Source organism: Kibdelosporangium phytohabitans, assembly GCF_001302585.1.
Lineage (GTDB): Bacteria > Actinomycetota > Actinomycetes > Mycobacteriales > Pseudonocardiaceae > Kibdelosporangium > Kibdelosporangium phytohabitans.
Window position 1 is genome coordinate 5,496,531 of sequence record NZ_CP012752.1, and the last position, 14,133, is coordinate 5,510,663.

Sequence of the window (14,133 nt, forward strand, 5' to 3'; positions counted from 1 at the left end):
GGGAGTATCCATGTCGGAGCCGACAACCGTAGGCACAGAGTTCCCCAAACCCAAGCGGCCGCGAGTTCTCATCGGCGTGCTGACCCAAGAATCGCTGGACGCGCTCCAGGAGGCGTTGGGTGCGCACGCGACCGGTGTCGGCGGGTTCTTCGTCGTGCACGAGAGCGCGAAGGACTCCGGTCCCGTGCACATCATCCATTTCCACTACACCGACGCGGCCGGTTTCTGGCATGAGGGGATCGCGGCGGAGTATCCGGACAACGGGCACTCGGTGGTGCTGGCCGATGTGATCATCAACTAGCCGTCTCGCGCTGGACTGCACGGTGCCACATCACCGTCACACAAGCTCCGGTGCCCAGGCACAGCAGACCGGCGACGGCGATGGTGGGCGCGGGGCCGATCCAGCCGGCCACGGCTCCGCTGGCGGCGATCACGACTCCCTGTGAGACGTTGACCCGGCCGCGGACCCGTCCGATCAGGCCGGCGCGTTGCGATTCCGGTACGAGTGTGTTCAGCGTGGTCTTGTTCATCAGCAGGTAGGCGCCGCACGCGCCGGAGAACAGGAACAGAACTGCGGCCACGGGCAGCGGCGGCGTCAGTACGACGAACAGAAGCGGGATTCCGGTGACGGCGATCAACGGCGCCATGATCCGTTGCTGCAGTTTTGCTGAAAGAAATGGGACAACGGCGGCACCGAGCGTGTTGCCCAGTGGATCGGCGGCCATCAGCAAGCCCGCGGCGGCGGGGCTTGCGCCCGCATCGGCGGTGTAGGGGATGGCGAGGCCTTCCGGAACGACCGTGAGACCGGCCAACGCCGCCATCGCGGCTATCGCGCGTATCCGGGGATTGTCGCGGAGCGTGCCACGGGCGTCGCGGACGGCTTTCCAGTAGGTGGACTTGCGCGTTTCGGCGGCTGGTGGCATTCGGCGGAGGAACAACCCGACCAGGGCGGCCGAAACGACGAACGTGAGGGCGTTCCCGGCCAACGCTACCTGCGGGTTGAGCGCCGCGAGAAGTCCGCCGGACGGGAAGGCGGCGAGTTGCGCGATCTGGGAGGTGACTGTGCGGAGGCTTTCCGCGCTGCGATAGCGGGTGTCGTCCGGATCGGCCGCGCTCATCGGGAAAATGTCACGCAGCGCGGCGCTGCGGGCCGCCGCGTGCGGGGGATCGAGGATCTGGGTCAGCAGCAGAAGCACTGACAGCGCGGGCAATGGGACGCCAGGGACGGCCATGGACGCGACGAGGACGGCACGGGCGAGATCGGCCGTGACCATGAAGCTGCGGCGGGGGACACGGTCGGCGACGGTCGACAACGGACCGCTGAACAACGCGGGCAGGAATGTCAGGGCATAGGTGAGCGCGGTGAGCGCGGCCGAGTTCGTCCGGGTGTAGACCAGGACGGCGAGGCCGACACGGGCTATCTGGTCCCCGGCAACGGAAAGCAGGTCCGCCATCCACACCGCGCGGAACTCCGACGAGGAAAACACCTCACGCCGGGGCGCATGCCTCACCACGTTTCCTTCCCCCCGGATGTGGAACCCCCGGCTCACCGTACAGGCAAACCCCGGCGTCCCGGATCACGGGAGACCATAGTGGACGGCCACGCCATCCCGTGGCGGTTCCCGAATGCGACAGATCGCCCACGGCATGGGGTTGCCGCAGGCGATCCTGGTTCGCCGCAGTGCTCACGCGCTCGCGGATCGTCACACTGACCGGTTCCAGTGCGCGTTTGCCTGCGGCTGCTCACTCTCAGAAGTCGCGGTTGCGCACGTCGACCTCCCTCCCATGATCGAGGGCGCATGTCTGACCCTGCGGATATGCCCAACATTCTGGCGAACAGCACGTTATGAGTCCAGATCCCGACGGCGTTTTCAGACTGGGCGAGCACCTGCGGCTGAAGGACTTCATCCGTCGGGATCCAGCCAACGCCCTGGCGGGCCGACGCCGGTGAGGCAGACGCCGAGCTCGATCCCTGCACGGGAGCGGATCAGGCGAGGGGGGTGTCGTCCAGCGCCTGTGCGAGGTCGCCCGGGGTGTCGTAGATCGAGATGGCACCGGCTTCCCGCAACTCGTCGTCGCCGAAGCCGCCGGAGCGGACGACGATCGCGGGCATCCCCGCGTTGTTCGCCGCCTTCACGTCCCACACGGAGTCGCCGACCATCACGCTCGACGCGTCCGGCGGTGCGCCCAGCTTCTTCAACGCCACCTGCAGCAGGTCCGGCGCCGGTTTGGACGACTCCACGTCAGCGCTGGTGGTCCACGCCTCGGCGATGTCACGGGCGTCCAGCTTGTCCAGGAAGGCGTCCACGTGGCGTTGCTGGCCGGAACTGGCGAGCACGAGCCGGTGACCGCGTTCCTTGATGGCCAGGAGCAGATCGCGGGCGCCGGGCAAGGGTGCCATCTCCTCGAGCAGCGCGTCGACCTCCTTGCCCTGTTGCTTCCGGGCCTGGTCGCCGACCCTGCGCTCCAGGTCCTCGCCGCCCAGAGCTGTGACCAGCTGGTCGCCGCCCATGCCTATGAGCCGATGCAGCCGCCACACGGGATAGGTCTCGCCCACCGAGCGCAAGGCCCGGTACCAGGCGAGCGCGTGCTGGTAGTTGGAGTCGATCAGCGTCCCGTCGACGTCAAGGACGGCTATGGCGGAGTCGGTCACGGTTGACGGCTACCCGGAAACATCCGGCCCCAACCAGCTGTCCACTATGTACTTCCGCATTCCCGGGTGTGCGGGACGTGGTTACGGGGTACAAGGCAAAGGTGGGCAATTCAGACAAAAAGGTGGCGGTGTTCGCGCCGTCACCTCAGCTGACCGTGACGATCGAGCAGGCCGATGGTACGCCTGACCTGCACCTGCATCCCGGAGGGCAGGGCATCTGGCAGGCGCGGATGATCTCAGCCTTGGGTACGCACGTCGTGTTGTGCTGCACCTTCGGGGGTGAGGTGGGTGATGTGCTGCGGCATCTGGTCGGCGGGCAGGACATCGAGGTACTCGAACGACCGGTCGCCGCGCGCAACGGTGCGTACGTGCACGACCGGCGGGACGGTAGCCGCAGCGAGGTGGCCGAGATGCCGCCGGATGCCCTCACCCGGCACGAGCTCGACGACCTCTACGAGCTGACGGTGGTGACAGCGCTGCAAGCGGGCATCGCCGTGCTGAGCGGGGCGAGCGGCGAGCAGAACGAACTGGTCGTGCCCACGTCGGTGTACGAACGGTTGTCCAAGGACCTCACCTCCAACAGTTGCCAGGTCGTGGTGGACCTCGCCGGGCCCCGGCTCGCCGCGGCGCTCAAGGGCGGCCCGGCCGTGGTGAAGGTCAGCCACGAAGAGCTGATCGACGACGAACGTGCCAAGAGCGACTCCGTTCCCCACCTGCTCGACGCCGCACGCGAGATCGCGGATTGCGGTGCTCGGCTGGTGGTGATCTCGCGTGCCGCGCGGCCCGCGTTGGTGTTGCTGGACGGCGAATCGTTCACTGTGGACGCGCCATCGCTGGAACCGGTCGACAGCCGCGGCGGCGGTGACTCGATGACGGCGGCGATCGCCGCGGGACTGGCCCAGGACATGGACACCATGGACGCCCTGCGGCTCGGCGCCGCCGCTGGAGCGATCAACGTGACCCGGCACGGGCTGGGCACGGGCAGCAACGACGCCATCCGCGCACTCGCGGCCCAGGTGTCGATCGACCGGCTCGACAAGGACAAGAAGAAATGACAGCGTCGTCCCCACGAGTACTGGTCACCAACGACGACGGCATCGATTCCCCCGGTCTGGCGGCGCTGGCGCAGTGCTCGGTCGACCTGGGCTGGCACACGGTCATCGCCGCTCCGGCCGAAGAAGCCAGCGGCACGAGCGCGGGGCTCACCGCGGCCGCCGCGGACCGGCACGTGATGGTCCAGCGGCGCGAACTGCCTGGCCTGCGGGGCGTCGAGGCGTACGCTGTGGCCGCGCATCCTGCGTTCATCGTGTTGGCGGCTGTCGATGAGGGATTCGGCGACTGCCCGGACATCGTGCTGTCGGGCATCAACCGTGGCGCCAACGTAGGACGAGCCATCCTGCACTCAGGCACGGTCGGCGCCGCGATGACAGCCGGTCTGCACGGAGCACGCGCACTGGCGGTTTCCCTCGACGTCGGCTTGGCGCAGCAGGGCGAAGCGCATTGGAGCACCGCGGCGGAGGTGGTGCGGCGGCTTCTGCCGGACATCGCCCGGCTTGACCAAGGCTGCGTGCTGAACCTCAATGTTCCCAACACCCAAAGCCTCGGTGACGACAGCGAACCGCAGTGGGCGACCCTGGCCACCTACGGCCGGGTGCAGTCGAAAGTCACACGCGTCGGCGACGACGCCATCCAGCTCAGGGCGGTCGAAGTGGACGGTGAGCTGGAAGCCGGGACGGACGCGGCTCTGCTGGCCCAAGGACGGCCCACTGTCACCGCGATCCGCTCGATCGTCGAGGACAACACGAGGTTCGGGATCCGGGGGTGAAGTCGTCAGGCGATCCGGTACGCGGCGGCGCCGTTGTGCAGGAAACGGGCGCGGCTGTGTTCGTCGGAGCCGACCAGGGACAGGACTTGGTGGCCGTCGAACTTCGGTTCGGCGGTGATGATCGTGCTGTGGTTGAGACGTACGACCTCGACCCGGTCCTCCGGTTTGCCGAGGAAGGACTGCGCGAGTTCGTTGCGTGCACGGTAGATCAGGAACGCTCGGCCGTTCTCGACAGCGAGGGTGATGTCGTACAGGGTGGTGCGGTAGGTGCCGCACATGCGGTTCGCGTCGATCGGAACGGGGTTCGCGGGCGGTACGCACACCGGCGCCGTCTTCACGCCGGCGAGGTCTCCGAGTGCCGCCGTGATGATCTCATGGGCCAGTGGCTCACCGCCCGCGCTGTCGGTCAGAACGGCCACCGCGACGCCGGCCGATGGGGCGACGCGCAGGAAAGCCTTCTGGCCCTTGGACACGCCGGCGTGGCCGACGACACCGTCCCGGTAGAGCATCCAGCCGAGGACGCCCCCAGCGAAGCCCGGAACGGCGTCGAGCTGAGGTTCGCGCAGCGCCGCGAGCGTGTGGTCGGTGAGGTGCAGGCGGACGAACTCCAGGTCGCGTGCGGTCATCGCGAGATACGAACCGGTGGGCGCGGCGTGGTAGGAGACCGCCCACCTCTTCGTGGGCACGAGTTTCCCGTCAGCGTCGACGTGGCCGACCACGGCGCGGTGCAGGATCGCCTCGTAGGTGTTGGTCGCGACCGTGGTCAGGCCGAGCGGTGTCACCAGGTGCTCGCGTAGCACGTCGTGAAAAGGCCTGCCGCGCAGCACTTCCACCAGCCTGCCGGGCACGACGTACCCGCTGTTGGAGTACGAGAAGATGGTGCCTGGCGGGAGGAGGTGGTCCTCGTCGGCGAGTGTGGCGACGAACCTCTCGATCGCGTCGTCGTTGTGACCGGTGTCGGTGAAGTGGTTGCCGTCGATGCCGCTGGTGTGGGTGAGCAGCCGGCGGGTGGTCAGGGACGCGGTGGCGTCCGGGTCGCTCAGCCGGAAACCGGGCAGGTGGTCGCGAACGGGATCGTCCAGCCCCGGAAGCCCGTCGTGCGCCAGTTGCCGGATCAGCGTGGCCGTCCAGATCTTGGTGATCGAGCCGATCTTGAACACCGCGCCGGTGGTGGTCCCGACTCGTGTGCGCGGGCTGAGCACGCCCGCTGCCTCGTCGTGGATCCTCCCGTCGGCCAGCACAGCGACCTGAAGCACAACGCCGAAGCCGGAGGCGAGATCAGGACGGCCGACCAGAGATGCCGGGACTCCGAGGACGACCTGGTGGTGGACAAACCGTGCGCTGAAGCGCCCAGGCGCTCGCGGCCTCCCCTCGGCGGCCGTGACTCAGGCCGACCGCCAGCAGATGGCAGAAGGGTGTGGACGATGAAGCGACTGGTCATCCCGTTCGTGGCCGTGCTGTTCTTCCTGGCCGCGGGAGTGTCCGGCACGCTGTGGGTGCTTGAACGCGGTGACACGGCAAAGTCTCCGCGGAACTCACCGGCGTGACCAGTGAGATCGACAGCACCGAAGCTCGACTGGCCGATGCGCAGCAGAAGCGAGCCGACTGGATCACCAAGATCGCCGACGCGGCGACTGCCGCCCGCAAGGCCCAAGTCGAGTCCGAGAAATACAGCTTCTGCGCCGGTGCGGCCAGGCAATGGGTCCAGGTACCCCAGTTCGGCAGCGCCGATTCGCAGGACAAGCTCGACGATGTGGTGCTGTTGTGCCACACGGGATGACGGATGGCGTAGTCGTCTGACACTGGTGAGTCCCGCGACAGTGTCCGCCCTTACGCGCTCATGCCACCCACACGGGTACCGCTGCTGTGTTTCGTCGGCTGTGTCCGGCGTAGGAGCCGGTGGACGCGTCGGACGGCAGCGCGGCGCTCGTTGACATTGACCGCGAGAGCGCGCACCACTGGATCGTCGGGGCCTCGCCGGCGACGGATCTCGGCGAGCCGGGTGTCCAATGTGGTCGGCCGGCCATCCGGGCCGGTCATCATGTCGCTGTACCACAGCGCGTCCTTCAGATGTCCGGGGACGTCTTCGAACTCCGCGAGTTCGTCGGCCAGCCCGACTTGCTCGGCGACCGCCGCCGCACCGGAATGGTGGGCTACCAGGCCGCACACCTGCCGGGAGACGCCGACCCGGAGCAGGTACCGCGCGCCGTCCAGCGAGTGCAATCCCGTGTCGGCGACGCCGGGGGCGTACCCGATGTCGTGCAACCACGCTGCGGAGACGAGGGTATCGAGGTCCTCGGGCATCAGGATTCGCGCCACCTGCTCGGCTCTGCGCGCCACACCGCAGGTGTGCGCCCATCGCTGGGGCAGGGGTCGGGCGAGCAACCGCCTGGCCGTGTTGTGGGCCCAGTTCGACGGGCACGCTGCCGACGCCTTCGGCGAGTCGATGGCGAAGTCACGCGCGAAACCGCGCACCGCGCGTTCCACGAGCAAGGGGACGAAGTCCTGCACGGGAGCAGTGGCGAACCGGGCATGCGCTCGCTCGATCCACTCGTGTAGCAGGCTTGGTGGCACGCTGTCGTGTTCCCGGACGAGTCGCGATTCCAGGCGTCGGACCTTCTCGTTCTCCTGGCCTCGCGTTGTCGCCGACACGGTCGTCAGCACCTCACCCACCCTTTCCCGCGACGTCCGCACGCCCACGCATCACCGTTGCCCAGGGCCGCAACGCTCCCGGCGAGGTGGAATCGTTTCGTCTGGCCAGTGTCGCGGGCAACCTCCTATCGGATGGATCCGGCCGCACACCGCGACCTCGGCCGCACGACATGATGTGCGGCAATGGCCGATGGCGCGGGCAAAGCGAGAAGCACCGAATCGTCGGCTGTGACTCTTCTCCTGCTCCGGCGACTTCGCCGAACCCGAGGCACATCACGAGGGCGGGGCCGCCTGACGAGACCCGGCCGCCGCGGCGCTGAGCGACGTCGTCCTATACCAGGTGACCTGGAGATACGCCAGCCGGCGAAGTAAACCATACCGTTTAGTGTGGCACTTTTAACTAAACGGTGTAGGGTAGTCGGCGTGATGGTGGTCCTCAGCTTGCTGACACTCCCCGCCTCCCTGGGGATCTCTGCGACGAGCCTGCTTCTGCCCACCATCGCCGGTGACCTGGGCACCACGACCGGTGCGGCAACGTGGCTGCTGACGGTCTACGGCTGGGGCATGGCGGTGAGCATGCCGCTCGTCGCTGCGGTGGTCCGCAAACTGGGCCGCCGCGCGGCTCTCGCGTTCGGCGTCACCGCGCACGTGATAGGTGTCGTCTTGATCCTGTTCGGTACGCCCCTGTTGGTCATCACGGCGGGCCGGATGTTCTTGTCCGTCGGCGCGGGCGCCATGGTCGTGCTGTCGGTGGGCATCGCGCGGGACATCGCCGAGCCACGGCTGCGTCAGTACACGCTCGGCGCGATCACGGCGAGCCTTGGTGTGTCCGGCGCCGCGGGACCGCTGCTGGGTTCGGCGTTGACGGACTCGCTGTCCTGGCGTGTCGCGCTGGCGTTGCCTGCGTTATGCCTGATCGCCGCCCCGGCGGCGGTCCGCTACGCCGAGGGCCGTACCGGCTCGGCGGCTGGCCGGTTCGACGCGACCGGCGCCGGAGCGTTCATGCTCGTGGTGACCGGGATCTTCATCGTCCTCCAGGGCCCGGCCGGTGGTGTGCCCACGTCGCTGGTCCTGCTCGGCGCTGCCGTCGGCGTCGCCGCACTGGCTGTCCTCGTGCCTTGGACGCGAGCAAGACCCGACGGGTTCCTGCCCGCGGCGGTCCGCGGTGACCGGCGGTTCGTTCTCTCCTCGGCGTTCGTGCTGAGCGCGGCGACGATCAACTTCGCGCTCATCTACGCGGTGCCGCAACTGCTCGCCGCGCAGACCGACTGGACGAGAAGTGAGATCGGCGCCGTGCTCGTCGTGCCGATGCTGCTCGGCGCGGCCCTGTCCTGGGGAATGTCACCGGTCACCGTACGGCTCGGCTCGCGGCGGTCGGTGCTGATCCTGGCGGGTGCCGCTGCTGGTGCCGCGGGTATCGCGGGCCTCCTCGCGAGCGTTCCGGCGCTGCTTGTCGGCGCCGCGATCGCCTCGTTCGCGTCCGCGGCCGGGCAGGGAGTGCTGGCCGCGGCGGCCACGGCGACAGTGCCGGACACGTCACGGACGCAGGCGATCGCCTTGTTCAACCTCGCCTTCCAGTTCGGCAGTGTTGTCGGGCCGGCCGTGCTGGCCACGTTCGCACCCGTGATCGGGCTGGCACACGCGTTGAGTATGTTGATGCTGTTCCCAATCGTGATCACGGCGCTCAGCAGAGCCGGTGCTGTGATGACACGTCAAAACGAAACGGTTTGACAGAGCCATGGCCGTGATGGACGTCGACGAGAACGGGATCCCGATCATCGCGGACCCCGTGAGTGCCTCCGGACGCAAGCGGAAGGCCATCTTCGACGCGGCTTCGGCCGAGTTCATGCACGAGGGCTACGCGGCGGCGTCCATGGACGAGATCGCTCGCCGGGCCGGGGTCTCCAAGCCGACCATCTACAACCACTTCGGCAACAAGGAACGACTGTTCCTCGCCGTCGTCGGTGGCGCGTTGTCGCAGGTGTACTCCGGCGTGGACCCGCGGAGCACGAGACTCACGCAGGCGCCGGACCTGCGAGCCGCGCTGGTCGACTTCATGGTGTCATGGGCGCGCCGGGTGCTGCGCGAGGACTTCGCTTCGCTGCGCCGCCTGGTGATCGCGGAGGTCGGCCGGTTCCCGCAGCTGGGTCGTTTCTGGTACCGCATCACGAACGAAATGATGGACAGCCATCTCGTCGAGGCGTTCGCGGAGTTGCACGACCGGGGCGTTCTCGACATTCCGGACACGCAACGCGCAATGCGGCAGCTGATCGGTCTCACGCTTTCACCGCCGCAGCTGCTGCAGACCTTCATGCCCGATTACGACGTCGTCGACGCCGAACTCGAAAAGTCGATCACCGACGGAGTCGACGTCTTCCTAAACCACTACATGCGTATTGGTGAACGGTGACGCAAAGTCATCCCGCTCTTTCATAATGGTGATACCGGCTGTTCGCCGTAAGTTTCCAAAGCGCCGTTCCGGCTGATCAACGCCATCTTCGGGGCATTGTCGTACATTGTACTGGCGGCATGTTGTGATTATGTTGTGGCATCGCAAAGTGGTGGGTCAGTCACCACTGCGGAATGTAGTGTGGTGCTCTGCTCACCTAGGCAGGCTCTCGATTGTCACGCAAGATGGAAGTGCAGTCCTTGAATGCAACCAAGATGGGGGAGTGGTATGCCATATCTGGGAGAACTAAGCAGGCCGACACCTACGGTTGTGTCGGCAAGAATGGACAACGTCGTTCTCAACGAAGTGGCCTCGGCGTTGTTCTGGTCGCTGCCGCGCAGCGACCAGCGACTGAAGGGCGTTCAGTATCTGCGTGGGCTGTTGGGTGCGCACGGGCGCAAGACCGTCCGCAACATCGCGACGCTGCTCGGCGACCAGGCAACGGAGCAGAGCCTGCAGCACTTCATCGGTGAGTCCACGTGGGACTGGGTGCCGGTGCGCCACGAACTGGCGCGGTACGCGGTGCGTTCCGCGCCGCCGCAGGCATGGGTCGTCCGTTCGATGATCATTCCGAAGTCGGGCGAGCGGTGTGTCGGCGTCTACAAGGACTTCTTCCCGGCTTTCGGCCGGGTGCTGAACGCGCAGCAGGCAGTGGGGGTCTGGGCCGCGTCGGACGAGGTCGGCAACCCGGTCAACTGGCGGCTGCGGCTCTCGGAGGCCTGGCTGGCCGACGGGGTCCGGCAGCGGGCGCTCATCCCTGACCACGTGCAAGCGGAGTCCTCGATGGAATGCGCGTTCGAGGCACTGATGGACACGGTGGTGCGCCGCGAACTGCCGCACCTGCCCGTGGTTCTCGACGCCCGTGACATCGACGGGCCCGAAGCCGTCGAGCGCTTCCGCGGCACCGGGATGCCGCTGCTGGCCAGGTGCTGCCGTTCCACCCAGGTGACCGTCACCGACCGCGCTTTACCCGGGCACGTCGGACGGGCGATGTCGATCCACCAGATCATGGCGGCGGCGAAGGACATCCGGCGGCCGGTGCTGCTGGCCGACCGCGGCGCGCTGTCGAGCACCACCCTGGCCGCGACCGTCCGGGTTCGAACCGCCTACCAGGCAAAGGAAACCGCGGACCTGACACTGATGGGGACCGGTGAGATCGGGCAGAACTGGCCGGCTCAGATCTGGCTGACCGACATGACCTCCGCGCCGCCGTCGGCGCTGGTCCGGCTCACCCGGCTCACCGACCGCGTCGACACGGACTTCCTCGCGGTGGCCGAGCAGGTGGGCATCCGGGACTACGCCGGCCGTACCTACACCGGCTGGCACCGGCACGTCACGCTCGCCTCCGCCGCGCACGTCGCGATCACCCAGCAGCGGATGAAGACCCAGCGGTGGACCAGCTACGTGTCCTGATCGCCCACTGTGTCCATAGTGGATGGGTTGCGCCGGTCGCGCAGCACGTGCCTGATCCGCGACACCCGCAGCGCCACCTGGATGTCCAGCGCCCGTTCCGGTTTCTGCCAGTCCGGGCCGAGCAACTCGCTGATCCGGTCCAGCCGCCGGGTCACGGTGTTCGGGTGGACGTGCAGCTTCTCGGCCGCGTAGGTGGGACTGCTCCCCGTGTTGAAGTAGGCCTCCAGCGTCCGGACGAGCTCGGTGTTGCGCTCCCGGTCGTAGTCGAGGACCGGGCCGATCGTGCCGCTGACGAACCCGTCGACGTCGTGGTTGTCCGAGAGGAGGACACCGAGGAAGCCCAGTTCGCTGGCGAAGGCCGCGCCGCCGGTGACACCGAGCGCGGCCATCGCGTCGAGGTAACGGGATGCCTCCTGGTAGGCCTGGGCGATCGCTCCGGCGCTCGACACCGGCCGCGAGATCGACGCTGTCACCGGGTGGCCCTGTAATCGGGACAGCTCGGCGAGCACCTCGTCGGCGACGGCGTTCGGGTCCGTGCCGGGCACCAGGAGCGCGACGCGGTCGTCGCGGATGCTCCTGAGCCCGTTCTTCCGGTAGGTGTAGGAAGACGACCAGTACTCGGCGCGGCCCCTGCCGATCTCCTCGGTACCGACCATGATGACGATGTGCGGGGTGTCGAGGTGGATGCCGAGCCGGCTGGCTCGCCGTTCGAGCAGGTGCGGCGAGCGGGCCGGGTCGCTGAGGAACTCGTCGAACAGCTTCTCCCGTGCCCGGTTGTCGATCCCGGTGATCCGATTGCCCCGCAGCAGAACCGCCGCCGTCTGGGCCACGGCGCGCATCCGCGCCTTGTCGTGCTCGCTCGGCGTGAGCCGGGGGCACAGTGTCAGCGTGCCGAGGTCCTCGTCACCCGCGAGGATCGGCACGGCCCACAGGCCGCCGTCGAGCAGGACCGGCGCACCCGTGGCGTGTGCGTCCATTGTGTCCAACGGTGACAGCCGTTCCTCCTCCGCCGGCATCTTCCCGGTGGTGGCCAGTACCGTGTCGTCCACGGCGAGGATCCGCACCGCGCCGTCGAACAGTCCGCTCGCCTCCTCGGCCAGCGCGTGCAAGTCGCCGCCGTCGAGCACCAGGTCGACCAGCTTGCTCCGGTTGTCGTTCAGCTCCCGCAACGCGCTCACCGTGGATTCGGCCTGGGAGAGACGGTTCCTCAGCGCGATGACGGTGTCGTCGGCTTCTTGCAGCAGCTGGATCCGCGCCACGACCGGGCCCGCGAGGTCGCCGAGCGCGGTCATCAGCGAGATCTCGTCCGCGGTGAACCGGCGGACGTCGCGGTCGGCCACGTGCAAGGTCCCGACCGCCCGCGTACCGTTCGTCAGCGGTGCCGCCAGCACCGCGCGCAGGCCTTCGTGCCTGACCACGTCGATGATCGCGCCGTGTGCGAAGCGCTCCTCGGCTGAGTGGTCCGCGGTCCAGACCGGGCCGTGGTGGTCGTCGCCGGGCGCGGTGGCGTTGCGGGCCAATTGGATTCCGACGCTCTGCTTCGAGATGTTCCCGTTCGCGGCACGCACCCGGGCGTCTCCGTGCTCGTCGAACAGGGAGACGAAACACATGTCCATGTCGATCAGCAACCGCGCCCGCCGGGTCAGTGCCTTGAGCAGGGAGTCGACGTCCGAGTACATCGACACCTCGCGCACGATGTCCAGCAGGGCGGCCATCCCCGACTCCCGCTGCCGGTGCCGTGCCAACCGTTTCTCGACGTCAGTCACCGTGCTCCATCCTCACGCCTGCGTGGGGGAGCATGGAAGTCCACAGTGGAACACGGCTCGTCGGGCGGCGCCGGGTCCTGTCCCCCAACGAACCCGATGGCGATCCGTGATTTCGCTTACCGCGTCGGAGTGTAATTGTTGCCGGGGCACCGGTGCAATGAGGGGTGTGAACCCGTGACGGGGTGCTCGCGGGCGTCGCGGAGCCCGCGAGGATCGGCAAAGCTGTGCCACGCGGGCGGCCGGCTGCTGGAATTTGACAACTTCCTTATGGTACAAGGGGTTATGGTAGATCTGCAGTTCGGATTCTCACTGACCCCCTCCATCGATTTCGCGGCACACGACGACCTGGTGGGTGCGGCCGAGGAAGGCGGACTCGACCTCGTCGGTGTCCAGGACCACCCGTATGTACCAACCTTTGTGGACACTTTCAGTCTGATCGCCACCATGCTGGCCCGGACGACCCGGCTGCGTTTCTTCCCCGACGTGCTCACCTTGCCGCTGCGCCCGCCCGCGATGCTCGCCAAGGCTTCGACGAGCCTGGACCTGTTGTCCGGCGGCCGATTCGAACTCGGTATCGGCGCTGGTGGCGTGTGGGACGCCATCACCGGTATGGGTGTCGAGCGGCTCGGCGCCAGGCAAGCGCTCGACGCGTTGGAAGAAGCCATCCAGATCCTGCGCGCCCTGTGGATGCCCGACAGATCAGTTCGGGTGCGGGGCAAGTACTACACGCTCGACGGCACGTCATCCGGGCCCGTGCCGGCGCACCCGATCAGTATCTGGGTCGGTGCGCAGGGACCGCGTTCGTTGCGCCTGACCGGCAGGATGGCCGACGGTTGGGCCGCGCCGATCCCGTCGTACCTGCACTACGAGAAGTGGGCGGAGGCGAACAGCGTCATCGACGAGGCGGCGCGTGCCGCCGGCCGGCGACCCGAGGACGTGCTGCGCATGTCCCAGCTCGTCGGCACGATCACCGAAACCGAAGGCGACGCGGAGGCGCGCACCGGCGCGGCTCCGGTGCGCGGTACTCCCGACCAGTGGGCGCGGCTGATCGCGCGCCTGGCCACCGAACAGCCCTTCCGGAGCTTCGTCTTCTGGCCGGAGCGGCAGAACGTCAAGCAGATCGAACTGTTCGCCCGCGAGGTCGTGCCCGCCGCCCGCGCACTGGCCGGCCAGGTGCGATGAGCGCATAACGGACAATTCTCACCCCCGCGAACTCCGGCGCCGGCGCGGCGCCGGAGCTTTCTATTGTGGACGATCACGCCGTTTCTGTTCCCGTCTTGACGAAAGCGGATTCGTCAGGTGTGTTCTAATGTACATCGCTTCCCGATGTGACCTGACGTAGATTTCCTGACCTGACTGACAGTCGGGTCGTTGC

At 67.7% G+C, this 14,133-nt stretch carries 14 protein-coding genes; 9 read left to right on the plus strand and 5 right to left on the minus strand.

Annotated features, from left to right (window positions below):
* Positions 1–10 precede the first annotated feature (10 nt).
* Positions 11–301 (plus strand): hypothetical protein, encoded by a 291-nt coding sequence (locus AOZ06_RS24995; RefSeq protein WP_054291627.1) that lies wholly within the window; start codon positions 11–13, stop codon positions 299–301.
* On the opposite strand, the gene AOZ06_RS25000 is transcribed toward AOZ06_RS24995, so the two are convergent.
* Positions 294–1,511 (minus strand): MFS transporter, encoded by a 1,218-nt coding sequence (locus AOZ06_RS25000; protein WP_157233229.1) that lies wholly within the window; start codon positions 1,509–1,511, stop codon positions 294–296. The genes AOZ06_RS24995 and AOZ06_RS25000 overlap by 8 nt on opposite strands.
* A gap of 476 nt (positions 1,512–1,987) precedes the next feature.
* Positions 1,988–2,653, minus strand: a complete 666-nt coding sequence (locus AOZ06_RS25005; protein WP_054291629.1) for an HAD family hydrolase — start codon at positions 2,651–2,653, stop codon at positions 1,988–1,990.
* A gap of 101 nt (positions 2,654–2,754) precedes the next feature.
* Between AOZ06_RS25005 and AOZ06_RS25010 the strand changes: the two genes are divergently transcribed.
* The gene (locus AOZ06_RS25010; protein ID WP_236952392.1) at positions 2,755–3,708 is read left to right on the plus strand and encodes a PfkB family carbohydrate kinase; all 954 of its coding nucleotides are present in this window, start codon (positions 2,755–2,757) and stop codon (positions 3,706–3,708) included.
* Positions 3,705–4,478: a 5'/3'-nucleotidase SurE gene (surE, locus tag AOZ06_RS25015; RefSeq protein ID WP_054291631.1), complete on the plus strand. Its 774-nt coding sequence runs from the start codon at positions 3,705–3,707 to the stop codon at positions 4,476–4,478. The genes AOZ06_RS25010 and surE overlap by 4 nt, the downstream gene beginning before the upstream one ends.
* 5 nt (positions 4,479–4,483) lie before the next feature.
* Here the strand turns inward: surE and AOZ06_RS25020 are convergent, their stop codons facing one another.
* Positions 4,484–5,734: a serine hydrolase domain-containing protein gene (locus AOZ06_RS25020; protein WP_236952393.1), complete on the minus strand. Its 1,251-nt coding sequence runs from the start codon at positions 5,732–5,734 to the stop codon at positions 4,484–4,486.
* Positions 5,735–5,902: 168 nt separating this feature from the next.
* Between AOZ06_RS25020 and AOZ06_RS61315 the strand changes: the two genes are divergently transcribed.
* A complete protein-coding gene (locus AOZ06_RS61315) occupies positions 5,903–6,025 on the plus strand; it encodes a hypothetical protein (RefSeq protein WP_257721483.1) in 123 nt (40 codons plus the stop codon).
* Positions 6,022–6,258, plus strand: a complete 237-nt coding sequence (locus AOZ06_RS25025) for a hypothetical protein (RefSeq protein ID WP_054291633.1) — start codon at positions 6,022–6,024, stop codon at positions 6,256–6,258. Before AOZ06_RS61315 ends, AOZ06_RS25025 begins: the two co-directional genes overlap by 4 nt.
* A gap of 50 nt (positions 6,259–6,308) precedes the next feature.
* Here AOZ06_RS25025 and AOZ06_RS25030 read toward each other — a convergent pair whose 3' ends face one another.
* Positions 6,309–7,142: an HD domain-containing protein gene (locus tag AOZ06_RS25030; protein WP_236952395.1), complete on the minus strand. Its 834-nt coding sequence runs from the start codon at positions 7,140–7,142 to the stop codon at positions 6,309–6,311.
* 414 nt (positions 7,143–7,556) lie between these two features.
* Between AOZ06_RS25030 and AOZ06_RS25035 the strand changes: the two genes are divergently transcribed.
* From AOZ06_RS25035 to AOZ06_RS25045, 3 genes are all read left to right on the plus strand, one after another.
* On the plus strand, positions 7,557–8,861 hold the full coding sequence (locus tag AOZ06_RS25035; protein ID WP_054291634.1) for an MFS transporter: 1,305 nt from the start codon (positions 7,557–7,559) through the stop codon (positions 8,859–8,861).
* Between the two features lie 7 nt (positions 8,862–8,868).
* Entirely contained in the window at positions 8,869–9,540 is a 672-nt protein-coding gene (locus tag AOZ06_RS25040; protein WP_054291635.1) for a TetR/AcrR family transcriptional regulator, read from the plus strand.
* 321 nt (positions 9,541–9,861) lie between these two features.
* Complete coding sequence (locus tag AOZ06_RS25045; protein ID WP_083471905.1) at positions 9,862–10,992, plus strand: IS701 family transposase; 1,131 nt, start codon at positions 9,862–9,864, stop codon at positions 10,990–10,992.
* Here AOZ06_RS25045 and AOZ06_RS25050 read toward each other — a convergent pair.
* A complete protein-coding gene (locus AOZ06_RS25050) occupies positions 10,980–12,758 on the minus strand; it encodes a helix-turn-helix domain-containing protein (protein ID WP_054291637.1) in 1,779 nt (592 codons plus the stop codon). The genes AOZ06_RS25045 and AOZ06_RS25050 overlap by 13 nt on opposite strands.
* Before the next feature lie 282 nt (positions 12,759–13,040).
* On the opposite strand from AOZ06_RS25050, the gene AOZ06_RS25055 reads away from it, so the two are divergent.
* On the plus strand, positions 13,041–13,940 hold the full coding sequence (locus AOZ06_RS25055; RefSeq protein WP_054291638.1) for an LLM class flavin-dependent oxidoreductase: 900 nt from the start codon (positions 13,041–13,043) through the stop codon (positions 13,938–13,940).
* Positions 13,941–14,133 lie beyond the last annotated feature (193 nt).

Coding starts and splice junctions, on each gene's coding strand:
- AOZ06_RS24995 (WP_054291627.1), top strand. CDS start 11: ATGTCGGAGCCGACAACCGTAGGCACAGAGTTCCCCAAACCCAAGCGG.
- AOZ06_RS25040 (WP_054291635.1), top strand. CDS start 8,869: ATGGCCGTGATGGACGTCGACGAGAACGGGATCCCGATCATCGCGGAC.
- AOZ06_RS25045 (WP_083471905.1), top strand. CDS start 9,862: ATGGACAACGTCGTTCTCAACGAAGTGGCCTCGGCGTTGTTCTGGTCG.
- AOZ06_RS61315 (WP_257721483.1), top strand. CDS start 5,903: ATGAAGCGACTGGTCATCCCGTTCGTGGCCGTGCTGTTCTTCCTGGCC.
- AOZ06_RS25035 (WP_054291634.1), top strand. CDS start 7,557: ATGGTGGTCCTCAGCTTGCTGACACTCCCCGCCTCCCTGGGGATCTCT.
- AOZ06_RS25055 (WP_054291638.1), top strand. CDS start 13,041: ATGGTAGATCTGCAGTTCGGATTCTCACTGACCCCCTCCATCGATTTC.
- surE (WP_054291631.1), top strand. CDS start 3,705: ATGACAGCGTCGTCCCCACGAGTACTGGTCACCAACGACGACGGCATC.